A 14,917-nucleotide genomic window follows, 5' to 3' on the forward strand; every position below is an offset into this window, starting at 1 on the left:
GAATGAGCCGGTTTCGCTCCTGATGCCGCCCAGCCAGGCCCCCAATACCGACGTCGATCTCGACGCCATCGCGCCGGACGCGCTCGACCGCCTGGACCAGGGCGTGATCGGGCTCGATTCGGCTGGCACCGTCGTGGCCTTCAGCGAGGGCGCGAGCGCCATCTCGGGCCTTTCGCGCGAGGCCGTGCTGGGGCGGGACTATTTCCGCGACGTGATGCCGGGCACCAACGTGCCGAATTTCCGGGGCCGGTTTCTGGCAGGGGCCCGCCGCGGGACGCTGGACGAGACCTTCGACTACGTCTTCGGCCGGCTGCCGCAGCCTCTGCGGGCCCGGATCCATATGCGCCATGGCCAGATCGCCGGGGGCAGCCCGGTGACATGGCTGACCATCGATCCGGTGGAGAGCCTGGGGGCCGACCACTCGCGCGAGGCCGTCATGGCGGCGATCGGCCGGCGGGTGCGCGCCGAGCCGGTGGATGCCAGCCTGTGCGAGCGTGAGCCCATCCACATCCCGGGCTCGATCCAGCCCAATGCCGTGATGCTCGCCGCCGACGCCGGGACGCTCCTGGTGGTCGCCTATTCGGCCAATGTCGGCGAGATCGTCGATCCGATCGAGCCGCCTCTGGCGGGGCGCCCCCTCGCGGACGTGCTGCCGGCGGATTTCGTGGCGGCGATCCGCGCCCGTCTGGCGCGCGGGACCCTCCATGACGGCGCGTCCCTGCGCCGGACCCTGGCATTCCCGGGCCGCGGGACCGCCTATCACGCCGTCGCCCATGCCCATGCCGGCCGCCTCATCGTGGAGATGGAGCTGGAGCCCGATTCGGCCGACGATTTCGCCACCGCCAGTCAGGCCGATACCGAACTCGCCGTCGGCCGCCTGCGCGAGGCCGGGACCCTGGCGGATATCGCCCGGATCGCAGCCCTCGAGATCCGGGCGCTCACCGGCTTCGAGGCGGTCTTGGTCTACCGCTTCGACACGGACTGGAACGGCGAGGCCGTGGCCGAGGACAAGGTGCCCGACTGGTCGCGCAGCCTGCTGGGCCTGCGCTTCCCCGCCTCCGACATCCCCGCCCAGGCCCGGGCCCTCTACACCAAGGCCAAGAGCCGCTTCGTCATCGATCGGGACAGCGTGCCCGTCGGGCTGGTCTCGGCGCCCGGCGCCGGCAACGGCCCGATCGACCTGACCTTCGCTCAGCACCGCACGCTGTCGCCGATCCACCTGGAGTACCAGCGCAATCTCGGCGTGAACGGCTCCATGTCGATCTCGATCATGGTCGAGGGGCGGCTCTGGGGCCTGATGATCGGGCACCATCGCCGCCCGCACTACGTCACGCCGGAGACCCGCGCGGCCGCCACGGTGCTGACCGACGCCTTCGCCATGCGGGTGCAGGAGATCGAATCGCGCCGGCTCTGGGCCGAGCGGCAGGCCCATCTCGACGTCGAGGGGCGTCTCGTGCGCGGCCTGACCCGATCCGACGATTTCGTGGCAGCCCTGACCGGCGGCACGACGACGCTGCTCGACCTGTTCGGCGCCACCGGCGCCGGCATCGTTTCAGGCGACCGGGTCACGGGGATCGGGCGGACGCCGCCGGTCGACATGGTGGCGGCGATCGCGGGCTGGCTGCGGGCGGGCGTGCCGGCGGGCGAGGTCGCCTACAGCAGCGACAGCTTCACCGCGGATTATCCGGAGGCGGGCCCGCATCGGGAGATCGCCAGCGGCCTGCTCGCCGTCTTCGTCGATGCCTCGCGCGAGAACCTGCTGCTGTGGTTCCGGCCGGAGGTGCCCAGCACGGTGACCTGGGGTGGCGACCCGCGCAAGCCCGTCCTCGCCGGCAGCGGCCCCGTGGCGGTGCTGCCCCGCCGCTCCTTCGAGCGCTGGGTCGAGGAGCGCACCGGCTTCGCCGCGCCCTGGGCGGAATGGCAGGTCCACCTCGCCGGCTCCCTGGCGGAGGCCGTCGAGGGCGTGGTGCTGCGCCAACGCCGCAAGATCGACGAGCTCACCGGCCTGCTCGCCGAGAAGGAGCGCCTCCTCGAGCAGAAGGATCTGCTCACCCGGGAGATCGACCACCGGGTGAAGAACTCCCTGCAGATCGTCTCGGCCTTCCTGCAGATGCAGCGGCGCCAGATCGCCGACGGCGAGGCGCGGCAGGCCTTCGCCGACACCTCCGCGCGGGTGATGAGCGTCGCGCGGGTGCATGACAGCCTGTACCAGGCCGACCGGTTCGACGAGGTGGATCTCGGCCAGACCATCGAGAGCCTGTGCAACGACCTCGCGGGGCTGGCAGGCGACGGGCATGCCGTCGATCTCTCGGCGGAGCCGGGCCTGATGGTGCCCTATCGCAAGGCGGTGGCGCTCTCGCTGATCGCGACGGAACTCGTCACCAACGCCTTCAAGTATGCGGCCAACCCGACAGGCGGTGGCCGTGTCGAGGTCAGCGTCTCGGCATCGGGCCCCGGCGAGGTCCAGTTGCGGGTCTGCGACGACGGATCGGGCCTGCCCGACGACTGGGCGGACGCCAAGGCGCGGAGCAAGGGATCGGGACTGGGTATGAAGCTGATCCGGGCGATGCTCGATCAGATCAACGCCAAGCTCACCGTCGCCAACAATCCCGGCGCCTGCTTCACGATCACCGCGTGAGAACCCGCGACGGCCTGCATGCGCGGCTGCGTGCCGCGACCGATCCGGCTCACCGGGCGCTGGAGGCGTCCCTGGACTGGCAGGCGCGGGTCGCGACCCTGAGCGGCTATCGCGACCTGCTGGGGCGTCTCTACGGGTTCCACGCGGTCTGGGAATCCGCCATCGGGTCCGGGCTCGCCGATGAGGTTTTCCTGGCGCCGCGCCGCCGTCTCACGCGCCTCGCCGCCGATCTCGACCATCTCGGCCTGACGCCCTCCGCGGTCGCGGCGCTCCCGCGACCGACTTCCCTGGTCTTCGACGGACCGGCCGCCGCCATGGGCGCGCTCTACGTGCTGGAAGGCTCGACATTGGGCGGCCAGCTGATCGGCCGCCACATCGCCGGCCTGCACGGCTTCTCCGGCGCTGGCCTCGCCTATTACCGGGCGCACGGGCCCGCCGCGGGGGCGATGTGGGCGGCCTTCCGGACGCGCCTGGAGATCTTCGGCGAGGACCCGGCCGCGGAGGCTGCGCTCACCGGCGCGGCCGTGTCGACCTTCTCGGCGATGGGCGCGTGGCTCGGTCCCGGTCCGGAGACTCCGGTCGCCGCCTGAGCCGATCAGCGTGCGCCGAGGGCCTCACGCTCCGCCGCCAGATGGACCATCAGCCGCTCGGCGAGGCGCCCCGGCGGCCGTCCCGCCGGCCGCACCAGCACGGTCTCGATGGGGATCTCGGGCCGGAACGGCCGCAGCACGACGGGACATCCGCCGAGAGCCCGGGCCGGAACCGGGTCGACGATGGCGACTCCGAGACCCTCGGCGACGAGGCCGCAGCGCGCCGCGGTGTACTCGGCCATCAGGGCGAAATGCGGGGTCACGCCGGCCTGCGCGAAGGCCGCCTCGGTCGCCGCCTGCACGGGACTCGATCCGGCCGCGATCAACGGCACATCGGCGAGATCCGCCGCCGTGATGGCCCGTCGGCGGGCCAGGGCATGCCCGCGGGGCAGCACGCACACGGCGGCGACCCGCAGGAATGTCTCGGCGATCACGCCCGCATGGCCGGACCGCGGCCGGGCCAGTCCGAGATCGCATTGGCCCGAGGCGGCCCAGGACCAGATCGTGTCCGGGCTCGGGACGTGGACGGAAATGCGGAGACCGGGGCATTCCGCGTCGAGCCGCCGGATCGCGCGGGGCAGCAGCCCGGCGGCCAGGGAAGGCTGACAGGCAACGCGGAGACCGCCGGTGCCGCGCTCGCGGATGCGGCACGCGGCTTGTCGCAGGTGATCCAGCCCGGCGAACGTCTGCGCAACCTCGTGGGCGAAGGCCTCGCCTTCCGGGGTCGGGAGGGCGCTGCCGTGGCCGCGCACGAACAGCGTGAAGCCGAGTGTCGCCTCGAGCTGTGCGATGGCACGACTGATGTGGGGTTGACCGATCCCCAGGACCTCGGCGGCACGCGTCATGCCGCCGTGACGCATCACAGCGCGGAAGAGGTCGAGATGCGCGGGGTTGATCATGCCGAACGTGCATGGAATCGGGTCTTGGCGGCATTTGACGGCATCGACCGTGCCGGTTGTCAATGAGGCCCGGCACCCTGACCCGAGAGGCCCGTTCTCGATGCTCGCCTTCGCACTCTCCGCCCTGCTCGCCGTCCTGGCGGGCGCCGGACTCGTCCTGCAGCAGATCCTGAACGCCAACCTGCGCGCGGGCCTCGACTCGGCGTCCTGGGCTGGCGTCTCCAGCTACGCGGTCGGTCTCGCCTGCATGGCTCTGCTCGCCGTAGCCCTGCGCGACCCCGCCCCGGCCGTAAGCGTGGCCGGGCGGATCCCGTGGTGGACTTGGAGCGGCGGCCTGTTCGGCGCGCTGTTCATCGGGCTCGCCATCCTGCTCGTCCCGAAGCTCGGCGCCGCGACCTTCTTCGCCCTTCTGGTCACGGGCCAGATGCTCGCCTCGCTGCTGTTCGATCAGGTCGGCCTGCTCGGCCTGGCGCAACGGCCCGTCGATCTGCCCCGCCTCTTCGGGGTCGCGCTCCTGATCGGCGGCGTCGTGCTGATCCGCCGGTAGAGCCGGGTCCGCGTCACGGCGTCTCCGCCAGCAACCCCTCGACGAAGGTGGTGAGGCCGGTGCGGCGCGTCCGCCGGAGCCGCTCCGCCGCCAGGATGCCCTGTAGGGCCTGGAAGGCGTTCTGCAGGTCGTCGTTGACGATGACGTAGTCGTACTCGACCCAGCGTTGGATCTCGGTCCGGGCATTGGCGAGACGCTTCTCGATCGTCTCGGCCGAATCCTCCGCCCGGCGCTCCAGGCGCTGGCGCAGCTCGGCCATGCTGGGCGGCAGGATGAAGACCGTCACCACGTCCTGGGCGAGCTTGGAGCGCACCTGCCGCGTGCCCTGGTAGTCGATGTCGAAGATCATGTCCCGGCCGGAGCCGAGCACCTTTTCCACCGGCCGCCGGGGCGTGCCGTAGAAATTGCCATGGACCTCCGCCCATTCGAGCAGGTCGTCCCGGTTGCGCAGGTCGTCGAAGGCCTCGCGATCGATGAAGTGGTAGTGTCGCCCGTCGATCTCGGAGGGGCGGCGCCCCCGCGTGGTCACGGAGATCGACAGGTCCAGCGCCCAGCTCGGATCCTGGGCGATCGCCCGCGTCAGGGTCGTCTTCCCCGCCCCGGAGGGCGAGGAGAGGATCAGGATCAACCCCCGCCGCGCGATGGAATCGGAGACGCTCCCACCCTGCTCGGTCATGCGCGTGGCTCCCCGACGTTTCGCATCCGTACTCTCACATCCTGATCCGGCATCATTCGATGTTCTGGACCTGCTCGCGGAACTGCTCGACCACGGCCTTCAGGTCCAGGCCGATCCGCGACAGGCTGATGTCGTTGGCCTTGGCGCACAGCGTGTTGGACTCGCGGCCGAACTCCTGGGCGATGAAGTCCAGGCGCCGGCCGATCGCGCCGCCGGCCGCCAGCAGCTCCCGGGCGCTCGTCACATGGGCCCGAAGCCGGTCCAGTTCCTCGCGCACGTCCGCCTTGCCGGCGAGCAGCATCGCCTCCTGATGCAGACGGTCCGGATCGAGGCCGCTGCCGCCCAGCGCCGCGACGGCCGCCTCCAGACGCTCCCGCACGGCCTCGGGCTGACGCGCGGGATTCGCCTCCGCGGCCTCGGTCAGCGCGGCGATCCGGTCGACCTGGCCGATGACGACCTGTTCGAGCTGCCGCCCCTCCGCGCGGCGGGCCTCGACGAGATCCGCGACCAGCTGGACCACGCCTGCGGCCAGATCCCGGGCGAGGGCGTCGGTGTCCGCCGCCTCGTCCTCGACCTCGATCACGCCGCGGACGCCGAGCAGCCCGTCCATCGTGGCGGGGGCCACGCCCTCGGGGACCGGCACCCGGGCCACCGCCTGGGCGAGACTCGCCAGCAGCGTCTCGTTGATCCGCACCCGCGCGGTGGTCTCCGGCTTGGTGAGCGTCAGGGTCAGCTGGCACTGGCCGCGGGTCAGGGTCTTCTGCAGGGCGGTGCGGGCGGTCTCGCCGAGCCCGTCATAGCCGGCCGGCACACGGGTGCGCACGTCGAGGCTGCGCCCGTTGACGCTGCGGACCTCCCAGACCCAGTGGACCGGTCCGGTACTGCCGGCCGCCCGGGCGAAACCGGTCATGCTCGTGATCTGGGCCACGCCGACCCCCGTCCCCGTGAAGATCGGGGCCTGTAGCACGGATCTCTCCACGGGGAAGAGGCCGGTCCCTGCGACGGACCCATCCCGGCCCGCGCGCGGGTCCCGTCGCCCCCGCGCCACCGAGGACGTCACGGATCGACTTTCGTACGACGCCGTCAACATTGCATTTCAAGATCAAGTTGTGTTCGTAGGTCCGGGTCGTTTTCACAAGAACCCGGATGGCGCATGCCACGATCAGTGTTGACCAGGTCCGCGCTCACGCCGTTCGGCATGTCCGCGCTGGGCGTCGGCATGTGGGAGGACGTGCCGCATCTGGGACGCGTGCGCGGGGATGCGACGATGGCCCGGATCTTCGGGCTGACCGAGGCCGAGGCGGCGCAGGGCGTGAGCTGGGAGCAGCTCTCCGCGCTCTTCCATCCGGAGGACCTCGCCCGGGACCAGATTCAGCGCCGCCGTGTCCGCGACGAGGGCGGCCTCTTCGCGTGGGAGCATCGCATCGTGCCCGCCCCCGGGCTCGTACGCTGGGTGCTGGCGCGCGGCCGGTTCGAGCGCCGCGCGGACGGGCAGATCTATGGCCGTGGGATCGTGATCGACATCACCGACAGCCGGACCGAGGGGCCGTTCGAGCCCCCGGCGGGCTTTCTCGGGGCGCCGGCCGAGCAGGGCTCCGTCGTCGAGCAGATGGCGGATGGCGCGATGCGTCTGTGGGAGCGCCTTGGCGATCTCGGGCTCGACGAGGCGAAGCGGGTGCAGCCGCTGCTGGAGGCCCTGCTGTATGAGCTGGGACGCCAGATCGCTGCGTCCCTGTCGGGCCCTCCTCCGAACGGGCAGGGGCGCCCGCGAAACCCGAATGCGCATTGAGCCCGGCGTGAGCCCGGCGCGGCTGCATCACGTCCGACGACGCGTCGCAGCAGTCCGGCCGGAGCCGGTCCCTAGCGCCGGCCCCGGGGCGCCGGGGCCGGTTCGCTCAGGGCCGGCACCGTCTTGGGCGAGCCCAGGTCGTAGCTGCGGTTCTTCAGGGGATCGAGGCGCGTGCCCTCGGAGGCGTCGAAGGCCCGCGAACCCGGCGTGCCCGTATCCGCGGCGAAGGCCGCGTTGGTGTTGATCCCGTTGGCCGCAGGCGCACCGCCCGGCGCGTAGGCCGAGGCGCGCCCCGGCGTCGCCGGATCCGGACCCGGCTCGACCTTGTCGACGGCGTCCGGCGGCGCCTGCCGGCTCTTCTCCACGGCCCGCCAGCGGGCGACGTTGCGCTGATGCGCCTCGAGGGAGTCGGCGAAGGCGTGGCCGCCGGTGCCGTCCGCCACGAAGTAGAGGTCCTTCGTCCGGGAGGGGTTGGCCACCGCCTCCAGGGCGGCCCGGCCGGGATTGGCGATCGGCCCCGGCGGCAGGCCCTCGATGACGTAGGTGTTGTAGGGCGTCGGCCGGTCGATCTCCGACCGGAGGATGCCGCGCCCGAGGGTGCCGCGGCCCCCCACGAGGCCGTAGACGATCGTCGGGTCGGATTGCAGCTTCATCCGCTTGTTCAGGCGGTTGATGAAGACGCCGGCCACCCGGGGCCGCTCGTCGGCACGGCCGGTCTCCTTCTCCACGATGGAGGCGAGAGTGACCATCTCGGCCGGGGTCCGCACCGGCACGTCGGCGCTGCGCCGCAGCCAGATCTGGTTCAGAACCTCGCGCTGCTTGGCCTTCATCAGGTTGACGATCTGCTGACGGGTGGCCCCGCGCTCGAACTTGTAGGTGTCGGGCAGGAGCGAACCTTCCGGGGGGATCTCGTTGATCTCGCCGGTGAGCACGTCATTGTCGTTGAGGCGGCTGACGATCTGCTCGGAGGTCAGGCCCTCCGGGAAGGTGATGGCGTGCTGGACCTGCCGGCCGGTGGCGATGGTGTCGAGGGCGTCTGAGATGCTCGCATGCGCCTTGAACACGTATTCCCCGGCCCGGAGCGCCGGCCGGCCGCCGAAGCGGGCGGCGAACTCGAACAGGCCGGTATGGTCAATCACGCCCTCGCGCTTCAGGGTCTCGGCGATCTCCGCCGTTCCGCTGTGGGTCGGGATCACAACGACCTTGTCGGCCGCGAGCGGCCCCGGCTCGCGCACCTGCCGCTGGAACAGCGTGATCCCGATCATCGCCGCGATGGCGATGACGACCGCGAAGGTCAGGGCTCCGCTGATGAGGCCCACGAGGCCGCTCCGCTCGCGCTCGGGCTTCTCCGGGGGCGGGGGCGCGACCGTCGGCTTGATCGCCTCGCCGGGGGAGCGCGGCGAGAGCCGCTGCGGTAGGGCGGGCTCGCCCGTCGGATCCTGCGCGGTGGTTTCGGGCGCGGGCGTCTTTGAGCGGCGGAAGAACATCGGGATCCTGTCTGGGCCCGCGCGACCCGTCACGCGTTGCGGGCCGGGATCGGCTGCCCGCAACCGGGTGCGCACGTCGAGGCGCTAGACCCTAGCCGGGTTTGTGGCGAAATTGCCGTTTCGCGGCGCAGTGACGCACGGTTCGACGCACGGTTCGTTGCGGTCAGTCCGGGGGCTGGCAGGTCGCGCAGAAGAAGGTCGAGCGGTTCGCCTGGACGATGCGGGTGATGGAACCGCCGCATCCCGGCCGGCTGCAGGACAATCCGACCCGATCGTAAACCCGGAAGGCGTGCTGGAACGCCCCCGCGCTGCCATCCGTGTGGGCGTAGTCGCGCAGGGTCGAGCCGCCGGCCTCCACGGCCTCCTGCAGGACCTTCACGATCGCCTTGGCGAGGGCGTTGGCCTTGGGCGTCGGGCGCCCGTCGGGCCGGACGAGGCTCCCGGCCGGGGCCTCGGGGTGCAGGCGCGCCCGGTGCAGCGCCTCGCACACGTAGATGTTGCCGAGGCCCGCGATCAGGCGCTGGTCGAGCAGGGCGGCCTTCAGCGGCGCGATCTTGTGGCGGAAGAGCTGCGCGATCACCGCCCCCGTCAGACCATCGAGGGGCTCGATGCCCATCCTGGCGAAGTGGCGGCAGCCGGCGAGATCCGCGCTCGGGACCAGATCCATGAAGCCGAAGCGGCGGGCGTCGTTGTAGGTCACCGTGGCGCCGGTGCTCATCGCCATGACCACATGGTCGTGCTTGGGCGTGCCCTGGGCCCCTTCGAGGTAGAAATCCCCCGGCGACAGGTTGCTGCCGTCCGGCAGGGCCACGTCGAACCGGCCACTCATGCCGAGATGCATGACCAGGGTCTCGCCCGAGTCGAGCGCGGCGGTGAGGTATTTCGCCCGGCGCGCGAGGTCCGTGACGGTCCGCCCTTCCAGCCGGGCGGCGAAGCGATCCGGGAAGGGGAAGCGCAGGTTGGCCCGGCGCAGGGTGACACGGCTGAAGCGGGCTCCGACCAGGGCGGGCGCCAGGCCCCGCCGCACCGTCTCGACTTCGGGAAGCTCCGGCATCTCTCTCGCGACTTTGCGTGCGTGGCGCCTCATGCGCCGGCTCCGGATATCGGCGGGATCGGTCCGGGCCGCAACCGCGCGGCTCCGGCGCGGTTTGCCGCGCAGGCTGCGGACACCGGTGAACAGGCCGCTGCGCGCCGTGCGGCGCCGGGTTCCGGACCCCTATCGGCGCCGCAGACGGACGTAGAGCGCGCCGCCGCCGCCATGGTGGCGGGCGGCCTCCTCGAAGCCGAGGACGATGCCGCGCAGTTCCGGCCCCCGCAGCCAGTGCGGCACGCTGCGGCGGAGCACCCCGCGCTCGGCGAAGGCCTCCGCGTAATCCGGTCCGCCCTTGCCGGTGACGACCAGCACGTAGGAATGCCCGGCGGCCCGCGCCCGGAGCAGGAAGCCCGTCAGCGCGGCATGGGCCTCCGTCTGCACCATCCCGTGCAGGTCGATCCGCGCCTCGATCGCCAGTCGTCCGCGGCGCAGGCCGACCTTGGCGGTCCGCTCCAGGCTGGTGCTCGGGCTGTGGCGCTGCGGCGGCGGCTGATACGGCGCGGCGGTTGCCGGACGCGGCGGCTCCGGTGCCGGTTTCGGCGGATGCTTCGCCCGCGGCCTCTTGGCGGTTGGCGGCGCACTGGGCTTCAGGATCGGGGCCGACAGGGGCGGCATGGCGGCGGTCGGGGGCGCCGGCGGTCGGGGAAGCTCGGGGGTCGGGGACGCGCGGCCCGGCAACGGCGTCACCAGCTTGGCGATCGCGTCCCAGAGGCGGGCCTCGCCCGCGGTCAGGCGGCGCCCGCGGCGCGGGGGCCTCACGGCGCGGCTCCGGGCGCAGCGGCGCGGCGCGGCAGCAGGACCACGAATCCGATGGCGTCGCGGAGGTTTCCGGCGACCACGCCGGCCGCAGGACCGGTGCCGACGAAGAGGTCGCCGCGGGCAGGGCCGACGATCGCCGATCCGGTATCGGCGGCGATGACGAGGCGCCCGGGCGCGTCCGGGGCTCCGTCCTGCGCCGCGCCGGGCAGCGGCCCTGCGAGCCAGAACGGCAGGCCGTACCGCCAGAGGGTCGAATCGACCGCCAGGCTGCGGCCCGGGCTGAGCGGCGCGTTCGCGGCGCCGGGCGGCCCGAGGGCCGGATCCGCGACCGGGGCGAGGCGGAAGAAGATGTAGGAGGCGTTGGTGCGGATCAGGCGCTTGGCGATCTCGGGATGCGCGCGCAGCCAGCCGGTCCAGCGGGCGAGCGTCAGGCCCTCGAGCGGCAGATGCCCCTCCTGGACGATCAGCTTGGCCACCGCCGTATAGGGGCGCCCGTTGCGGCCGTCGTACAGCACCCGCACCGCGCGACCGTCCGGTAGCCGGACGCGCCCGGAGCCCTGGACCTGCAGGACCAGCAGATCGACCGCGTCGCGCAGCCACAGGATCGGCTTCGCATGCGCCCCAAGGGCTCCGTCGTCGATGGCGGCGCGGTCGGGATAGGGGGCAAATCCGTCCGCGGTGGCCCGCGCGGCGCGCAGGGTCGGATCGAGCCCCGGACGGGTTTCGCCGGGGGCGAGGGAGATCAGGTCGTCGGGACGGGCGAGCACCGGCGTCGGAAAATCCGGCCCGGGCGCGAGGGAGCCCGTGAGCTCCGGCTCGAAATAGCCGGTCAGGAAGCCGGGCCGATCCGCGCCGGGCCGATCGATGCGGAAGGCGTCGAACCGCTCGCGGAAGAACGCGGCGGCGTCCGGCACGGGGCCGGCCGCGGCCGTGCAGGCCTCGGCGAGGGCGGCCGGATCGCCCGCGACGCCGTCCGGCTGGGGCTGGGCAGGCGCCGGTGCCGCGCAGACCCGCCGGAAGGCGTCGAGCGCCGCTTCCGCCTGCGCACCGGGAAAGCCCGGCAGGTCCGCCGAGGCGACAGGGCTCAGGACCGCACCGCCGACCGCCGTCGGCGCGGCGGACACGGATGGACTCAACAGGAACGCGAGGAGGGCGGCCGGGACTGCTCCGGACCGGGCATGGGGAATCGGCACGGCAAGATCGTCACGGCACGCCTGTCACGGGCTCAGGCGCCGGCCTCGGTGGCCACGAGCTGCCAGTTCGGGTCCCGCGAGCCGAGGGTGCGGGAGAAGGTCCAGACATCCGGAACCTCGACCACCGTCTCGGCACTGCCGTCCACCACCTTGCCGTCCGCGTTGCGGGTGGCGGTGATGAGGTTCGACAGGAAACGCACGGTGACGTGAGCCACCCGGTTGCGCACCTCGACGGCCACGATCTCAGCCTTGTCGATGGAGACGAAGGTGGTTTCCAGGGTCTGCCGGTTGCGCTCCCGCTCGGCGATCGCGCGTTCGAAGGCCTCGCCGACCTCCTTGGACAGCAGGCCGCGCAGGGTCTTCCGATCGCCCTTGGCGAAGGCGATCATGATGGCTTCGTAGGCGGATTTCGCGCCCTCGACGAAGGCGCGCGGGTCGAACCCGGGCTCCGCCTGGACGCAGGCCTCGAGGCCGCGGGCGACCTCGGATCCCGGCTCGGCGATCCCCCGCCAGTCCCGCGGCGCGGCGGCGGTCGGCGGCGCGGCCTGCACCCGGTCGGCACCCGGCAGCCGGACGACGTTGTCGCCGTCGGAACGCGCCTGCGGTTCGGTGCGGCTGCGGTCGACCGGCTTGAACGGCGAGCGTTCGGCGCCTGTCTTCTGACCGAGCACGGAGCGCAGACGCCAGATCACGAAGACGGCCAGCGCCAGGAAGATGATCGTCGTTACGTCGAAACTGTCCTGCATCACCGATCCGATGGTGGCCGCGGCGAGACCCTGTGCCCCTTGCTCAGGTCATGCCCGGTGCGGCGCCGGCTAAGCGCGCATAGGTATGGCCGACTCATATCCGACCAACGCGCCGGGAGCGAGCCGGTTGTATCGTCGGGGTCAACTGGTCCCGCACGCAATCGCGATATGGGTTGCCGGTGCCGCCGGCGCCAGCGCCCCGTCACCTCGCCTGTCACTTCGCTTGTCCAGGCCCGGCGCGCGTGTTAGCGGCCCTGCCGTTTGGGTAGTTCCGCGGCGTGATCCAGCGGCTCCCGCCGCGACAACAACCCGCGCCGGCCCCGCCGGTCGATCGAGAAGGATGATCCGCATGGCCGATTCCCCGGCAGCGAACGGCAACGGCGGCGGCATGCCGCAGGGCGATGTGCCGACCATCAATGCCCTGGCGCAGTACACGAAGGATCTCTCCTTCGAGAATCCGAACGCCCCGCGCTCCCTTCAGCCCAAGGAGGGCCAGGGGCCGCAGATCAACATCCAGGTGAACGTCAACGCGCAGCAGCTCTCCGAGACCGATTTCGAGGTCGAGCTGAAGCTCGAGGGCGACGCCAAGATCCAGAACGAAGTGCTGTTCGCCTTCGAGGTGACCTATGCCGGCGTGTTCCGGCTGCTCAACATCCCGGCCGACCAGATCCATCCGGCGGTGATGATCGAGTGCCCGCGCCTGCTCTTCCCCTTCGCCCGCCAGATCGTGGCCGAGGCGGTGCGCAACGGCGGCTTCCCGCCCCTGTACATCGACCCGATCGATTTCGTCGGCCTTTACCGGCAGAAGGTGATGGAGCAGCAGGGCGCCCAGGGCCCGCTCGCCTCCTGAGGTGACGACCGGCGGCCGCGCGGCGGCCGCCGGGACCCCGAGAGGCCGCCGCCCGCGCGCACAGGGCGTCCGCTCAGGAGCGCGGCGCTCAGTGCGACGAAGCTGCCCGGCAGGTCTGGCAGCCCGAACCGGCCGCCGACCTTCCCGGCGCCTTCGGGTGCCGTGCTGGGCGCTAGGGCTGCCACCGCGAGCCTGCCCATCGCCGCCGCCGACGAGGGCCCCGGTCCCGGTCAGGGCGGCCGCGCCGCGGACCGTGCAGGGTTTCGCCCGCTCTCTCGCCGAAGACGCCGCACGTCGCCCCGCATGAGGGTGTCGCCGCCCTGCTCCGCGACGGAGGCTGCGTTCCGGGCTTGACCGTTCCGGGGTCCCCGTTCACGTCCGGGGCCCGAAACGGCTCCAGGATCGCATGGCCCCCACCACAAACCTCGCCTTGATCAACCTGTTCATCGGGGACATCCAGGGCGGCCTCGGCCCCTTTCTGGGAACCTGGCTGGCGGAATCCGCCTCGTGGAGTCCCGCCCGGGTCGGCTTCGTCGTCACGCTGGTGGGGTTCGGCACGCTGTTCCTGAGCGGCCCGTTCGGTGCCCTGGTGGATCGGTTCCCCCGGCCACGCCTGCTGATCGCCCTGGCCTGCGGGGCGATCCTCGCGGGCACGCTGCTGCTCCTCCCGGCGCGCAGCTTTCCGGCGGTCCTGTGCGCGCAGCTGCTCGCCGCGGCCGGCGGCACCCTGCTGTTGCCGGCGGTCGCGTCGCTGACCCTGGGCATCGTCGGGAAGGACCGCTTCCCCGCCCAGCAGGGCCGCAACCAGGCCTTCAACCACATCGGCATCCTGGTCGCGGCGGGGGGCATCAGCCTCGGCACCGGCTATTTCGGGCCTGCGATCGCCTTCTGGGTCCTCGGCGGCATGGCTGTGGCGGCGATCGGCGCCACGCTGACGACGCCCGCCGGCGCCTGGAACCGGCGCCGCGCTGTCGGTTGGAAGGAGGACGACGCGGACGAACCCGAGCGCAGCGGCCTGCGTCAGGTTCTCGGCAACCGCCGTCTGCTGGTGCTGACCGTGGCGCTGACCCTGTTCAACCTGGGGAACGGCGGCATGCTCTCGCTGCTCGGGCAGAAGCTCGTGGCGACCGCGGCCGACGCCACCACGTGGACGGCGCGCTACGTCATGGTGGCGCAACTCGTCATGGTGCCCGTGGCTCTGTTTGCCGGTTCGCTGGCCGACAGGCGCGGACGCCGTCAATTGCTGATGGTGGCCTTCGCCGTGCTGCCGGTGCGCGCGCTCATGTCCGGATTGATCGACGATCCGGTGTGGCTGATCGCCGCCGAGGTCCTGGACGGCGTGGCCTCCGGCATCGTCGGGGTGGCGGTGCCCGTGGTGGTGGCGGACCTGACCTGGGGATCGGGCCGGACCCAGACGGCGCTCGGCAGCGTCAACGCGGTGCAGGGCGTGGGCGGCGCGCTCTCGAGTTGGTACGGCGGCCTGTCATACGGGCTGTTCGGCTGGACCGGTGCCTTCCTGGCCCTCGGCGTGCCGGCGCTCGTCGCCCTGGCGCTCGTGATCTGGCTCGACGCCACCCCTGAGGCCGGCCGCCGCCGGCGCCGGCGGGAGCGGCGCAGCCCCGTTGTTCAGGAGGCGTAACGGGCGCGCGG

Annotated in this window: 14 protein-coding genes; 6 read left to right on the forward strand and 8 right to left on the reverse strand. The window is 72.2% G+C overall.

Annotated features, from left to right (window positions below):
• Window positions 1–22 precede the first annotated feature (22 nt).
• Both GGQ91_RS21635 and GGQ91_RS21640 read left to right on the forward strand, forming a co-directional pair.
• On the forward strand, window positions 23–2,638 hold the full coding sequence (locus tag GGQ91_RS21635; RefSeq protein WP_043354636.1) for a histidine kinase dimerization/phosphoacceptor domain -containing protein: 2,616 nt from the start codon (window positions 23–25) through the stop codon (window positions 2,636–2,638).
• On the forward strand, window positions 2,635–3,228 hold the full coding sequence (locus tag GGQ91_RS21640) for a biliverdin-producing heme oxygenase (protein ID WP_182592821.1): 594 nt from the start codon (window positions 2,635–2,637) through the stop codon (window positions 3,226–3,228). Before GGQ91_RS21635 ends, GGQ91_RS21640 begins: the two co-directional genes overlap by 4 nt.
• A 5-nt stretch (window positions 3,229–3,233) precedes the next feature.
• Here GGQ91_RS21640 and GGQ91_RS21645 read toward each other — a convergent pair whose 3' ends face one another.
• On the reverse strand, window positions 3,234–4,127 hold the full coding sequence (locus GGQ91_RS21645; RefSeq protein WP_182592822.1) for a LysR family transcriptional regulator: 894 nt from the start codon (window positions 4,125–4,127) through the stop codon (window positions 3,234–3,236).
• A 100-nt stretch (window positions 4,128–4,227) separates the two neighbouring features.
• Here GGQ91_RS21645 and GGQ91_RS21650 point away from each other — a divergent pair, with 100 nt between their 5' ends.
• Complete coding sequence (locus GGQ91_RS21650; RefSeq protein WP_075380808.1) at window positions 4,228–4,674, forward strand: DMT family transporter; 447 nt, start codon at window positions 4,228–4,230, stop codon at window positions 4,672–4,674.
• A gap of 13 nt (window positions 4,675–4,687) precedes the next feature.
• Here GGQ91_RS21650 and gmk read toward each other — a convergent pair whose 3' ends face one another.
• Both gmk and GGQ91_RS21660 read right to left on the reverse strand, forming a co-directional pair.
• Window positions 4,688–5,350, reverse strand: coding sequence for a guanylate kinase (gene gmk / locus GGQ91_RS21655; RefSeq protein WP_182592823.1), 663 nt, complete (start codon window positions 5,348–5,350; stop codon window positions 4,688–4,690).
• A gap of 52 nt (window positions 5,351–5,402) precedes the next feature.
• A complete protein-coding gene (locus GGQ91_RS21660) occupies window positions 5,403–6,260 on the reverse strand; it encodes a YicC/YloC family endoribonuclease (RefSeq protein ID WP_182592894.1) in 858 nt (285 codons plus the stop codon).
• 255 nt (window positions 6,261–6,515) lie between these two features.
• Between GGQ91_RS21660 and GGQ91_RS21665 the strand changes: the two genes are divergently transcribed.
• On the forward strand, window positions 6,516–7,139 hold the full coding sequence (locus GGQ91_RS21665) for a PAS domain-containing protein (protein ID WP_343066832.1): 624 nt from the start codon (window positions 6,516–6,518) through the stop codon (window positions 7,137–7,139).
• A 71-nt stretch (window positions 7,140–7,210) separates the two neighbouring features.
• Here GGQ91_RS21665 and mltG read toward each other — a convergent pair whose 3' ends face one another.
• The 5 genes from mltG to GGQ91_RS21690 all read right to left on the reverse strand — a co-directional run bounded on the left by mltG (window position 7,211) and on the right by GGQ91_RS21690 (window position 12,417).
• Window positions 7,211–8,626: an endolytic transglycosylase MltG gene (gene mltG / locus GGQ91_RS21670; protein WP_043759011.1), complete on the reverse strand. Its 1,416-nt coding sequence runs from the start codon at window positions 8,624–8,626 to the stop codon at window positions 7,211–7,213.
• A gap of 163 nt (window positions 8,627–8,789) precedes the next feature.
• The gene (gene mutM, locus GGQ91_RS21675; protein ID WP_043354623.1) at window positions 8,790–9,680 is read right to left on the reverse strand and encodes a bifunctional DNA-formamidopyrimidine glycosylase/DNA-(apurinic or apyrimidinic site) lyase; all 891 of its coding nucleotides are present in this window, start codon (window positions 9,678–9,680) and stop codon (window positions 8,790–8,792) included.
• A gap of 162 nt (window positions 9,681–9,842) precedes the next feature.
• On the reverse strand, window positions 9,843–10,478 hold the full coding sequence (locus tag GGQ91_RS21680) for a Smr/MutS family protein (protein WP_043354621.1): 636 nt from the start codon (window positions 10,476–10,478) through the stop codon (window positions 9,843–9,845).
• On the reverse strand, window positions 10,475–11,671 hold the full coding sequence (mltA, locus tag GGQ91_RS21685; protein ID WP_182592825.1) for an MltA domain-containing protein: 1,197 nt from the start codon (window positions 11,669–11,671) through the stop codon (window positions 10,475–10,477). The genes GGQ91_RS21680 and mltA overlap by 4 nt, the downstream gene beginning before the upstream one ends.
• Before the next feature lie 32 nt (window positions 11,672–11,703).
• Window positions 11,704–12,417 (reverse strand): Tim44/TimA family putative adaptor protein, encoded by a 714-nt coding sequence (locus GGQ91_RS21690; protein ID WP_043354619.1) that lies wholly within the window; start codon window positions 12,415–12,417, stop codon window positions 11,704–11,706.
• Window positions 12,418–12,766: 349 nt separating this feature from the next.
• Between GGQ91_RS21690 and secB the strand changes: the two genes are divergently transcribed.
• Both secB and GGQ91_RS21700 read left to right on the forward strand, forming a co-directional pair.
• Window positions 12,767–13,267: a protein-export chaperone SecB gene (secB, locus tag GGQ91_RS21695; protein WP_012320646.1), complete on the forward strand. Its 501-nt coding sequence runs from the start codon at window positions 12,767–12,769 to the stop codon at window positions 13,265–13,267.
• A gap of 406 nt (window positions 13,268–13,673) precedes the next feature.
• On the forward strand, window positions 13,674–14,906 hold the full coding sequence (locus GGQ91_RS21700) for an MFS transporter (RefSeq protein ID WP_043354617.1): 1,233 nt from the start codon (window positions 13,674–13,676) through the stop codon (window positions 14,904–14,906).
• The last annotated feature ends 11 nt before the right edge of the window (window positions 14,907–14,917 follow it).

It is taken from the genome of Methylobacterium fujisawaense, assembly GCF_014138435.1.
GTDB lineage: Bacteria > Pseudomonadota > Alphaproteobacteria > Rhizobiales > Beijerinckiaceae > Methylobacterium > Methylobacterium fujisawaense.

What these genes read in the sequence shown, in the direction of transcription:
- GGQ91_RS21660 (WP_182592894.1), bottom strand. Translation starts at nt 6,260, where the DNA reads ATGACCGGTTTCGCCCGGGCGGCCGGCAGTACCGGACCGGTCCACTGG.
- mutM (WP_043354623.1), bottom strand. Translation starts at nt 9,680, where the DNA reads ATGCCGGAGCTTCCCGAAGTCGAGACGGTGCGGCGGGGCCTGGCGCCC.
- gmk (WP_182592823.1), bottom strand. Translation starts at nt 5,350, where the DNA reads ATGACCGAGCAGGGTGGGAGCGTCTCCGATTCCATCGCGCGGCGGGGG.
- GGQ91_RS21635 (WP_043354636.1), top strand. Translation starts at nt 23, where the DNA reads ATGCCGCCCAGCCAGGCCCCCAATACCGACGTCGATCTCGACGCCATC.
- GGQ91_RS21700 (WP_043354617.1), top strand. Translation starts at nt 13,674, where the DNA reads ATGGCCCCCACCACAAACCTCGCCTTGATCAACCTGTTCATCGGGGAC.
- secB (WP_012320646.1), top strand. Translation starts at nt 12,767, where the DNA reads ATGGCCGATTCCCCGGCAGCGAACGGCAACGGCGGCGGCATGCCGCAG.
- GGQ91_RS21645 (WP_182592822.1), bottom strand. Translation starts at nt 4,127, where the DNA reads ATGATCAACCCCGCGCATCTCGACCTCTTCCGCGCTGTGATGCGTCAC.
- GGQ91_RS21690 (WP_043354619.1), bottom strand. Translation starts at nt 12,417, where the DNA reads ATGCAGGACAGTTTCGACGTAACGACGATCATCTTCCTGGCGCTGGCC.
- mltG (WP_043759011.1), bottom strand. Translation starts at nt 8,626, where the DNA reads ATGTTCTTCCGCCGCTCAAAGACGCCCGCGCCCGAAACCACCGCGCAG.
- GGQ91_RS21650 (WP_075380808.1), top strand. Translation starts at nt 4,228, where the DNA reads ATGCTCGCCTTCGCACTCTCCGCCCTGCTCGCCGTCCTGGCGGGCGCC.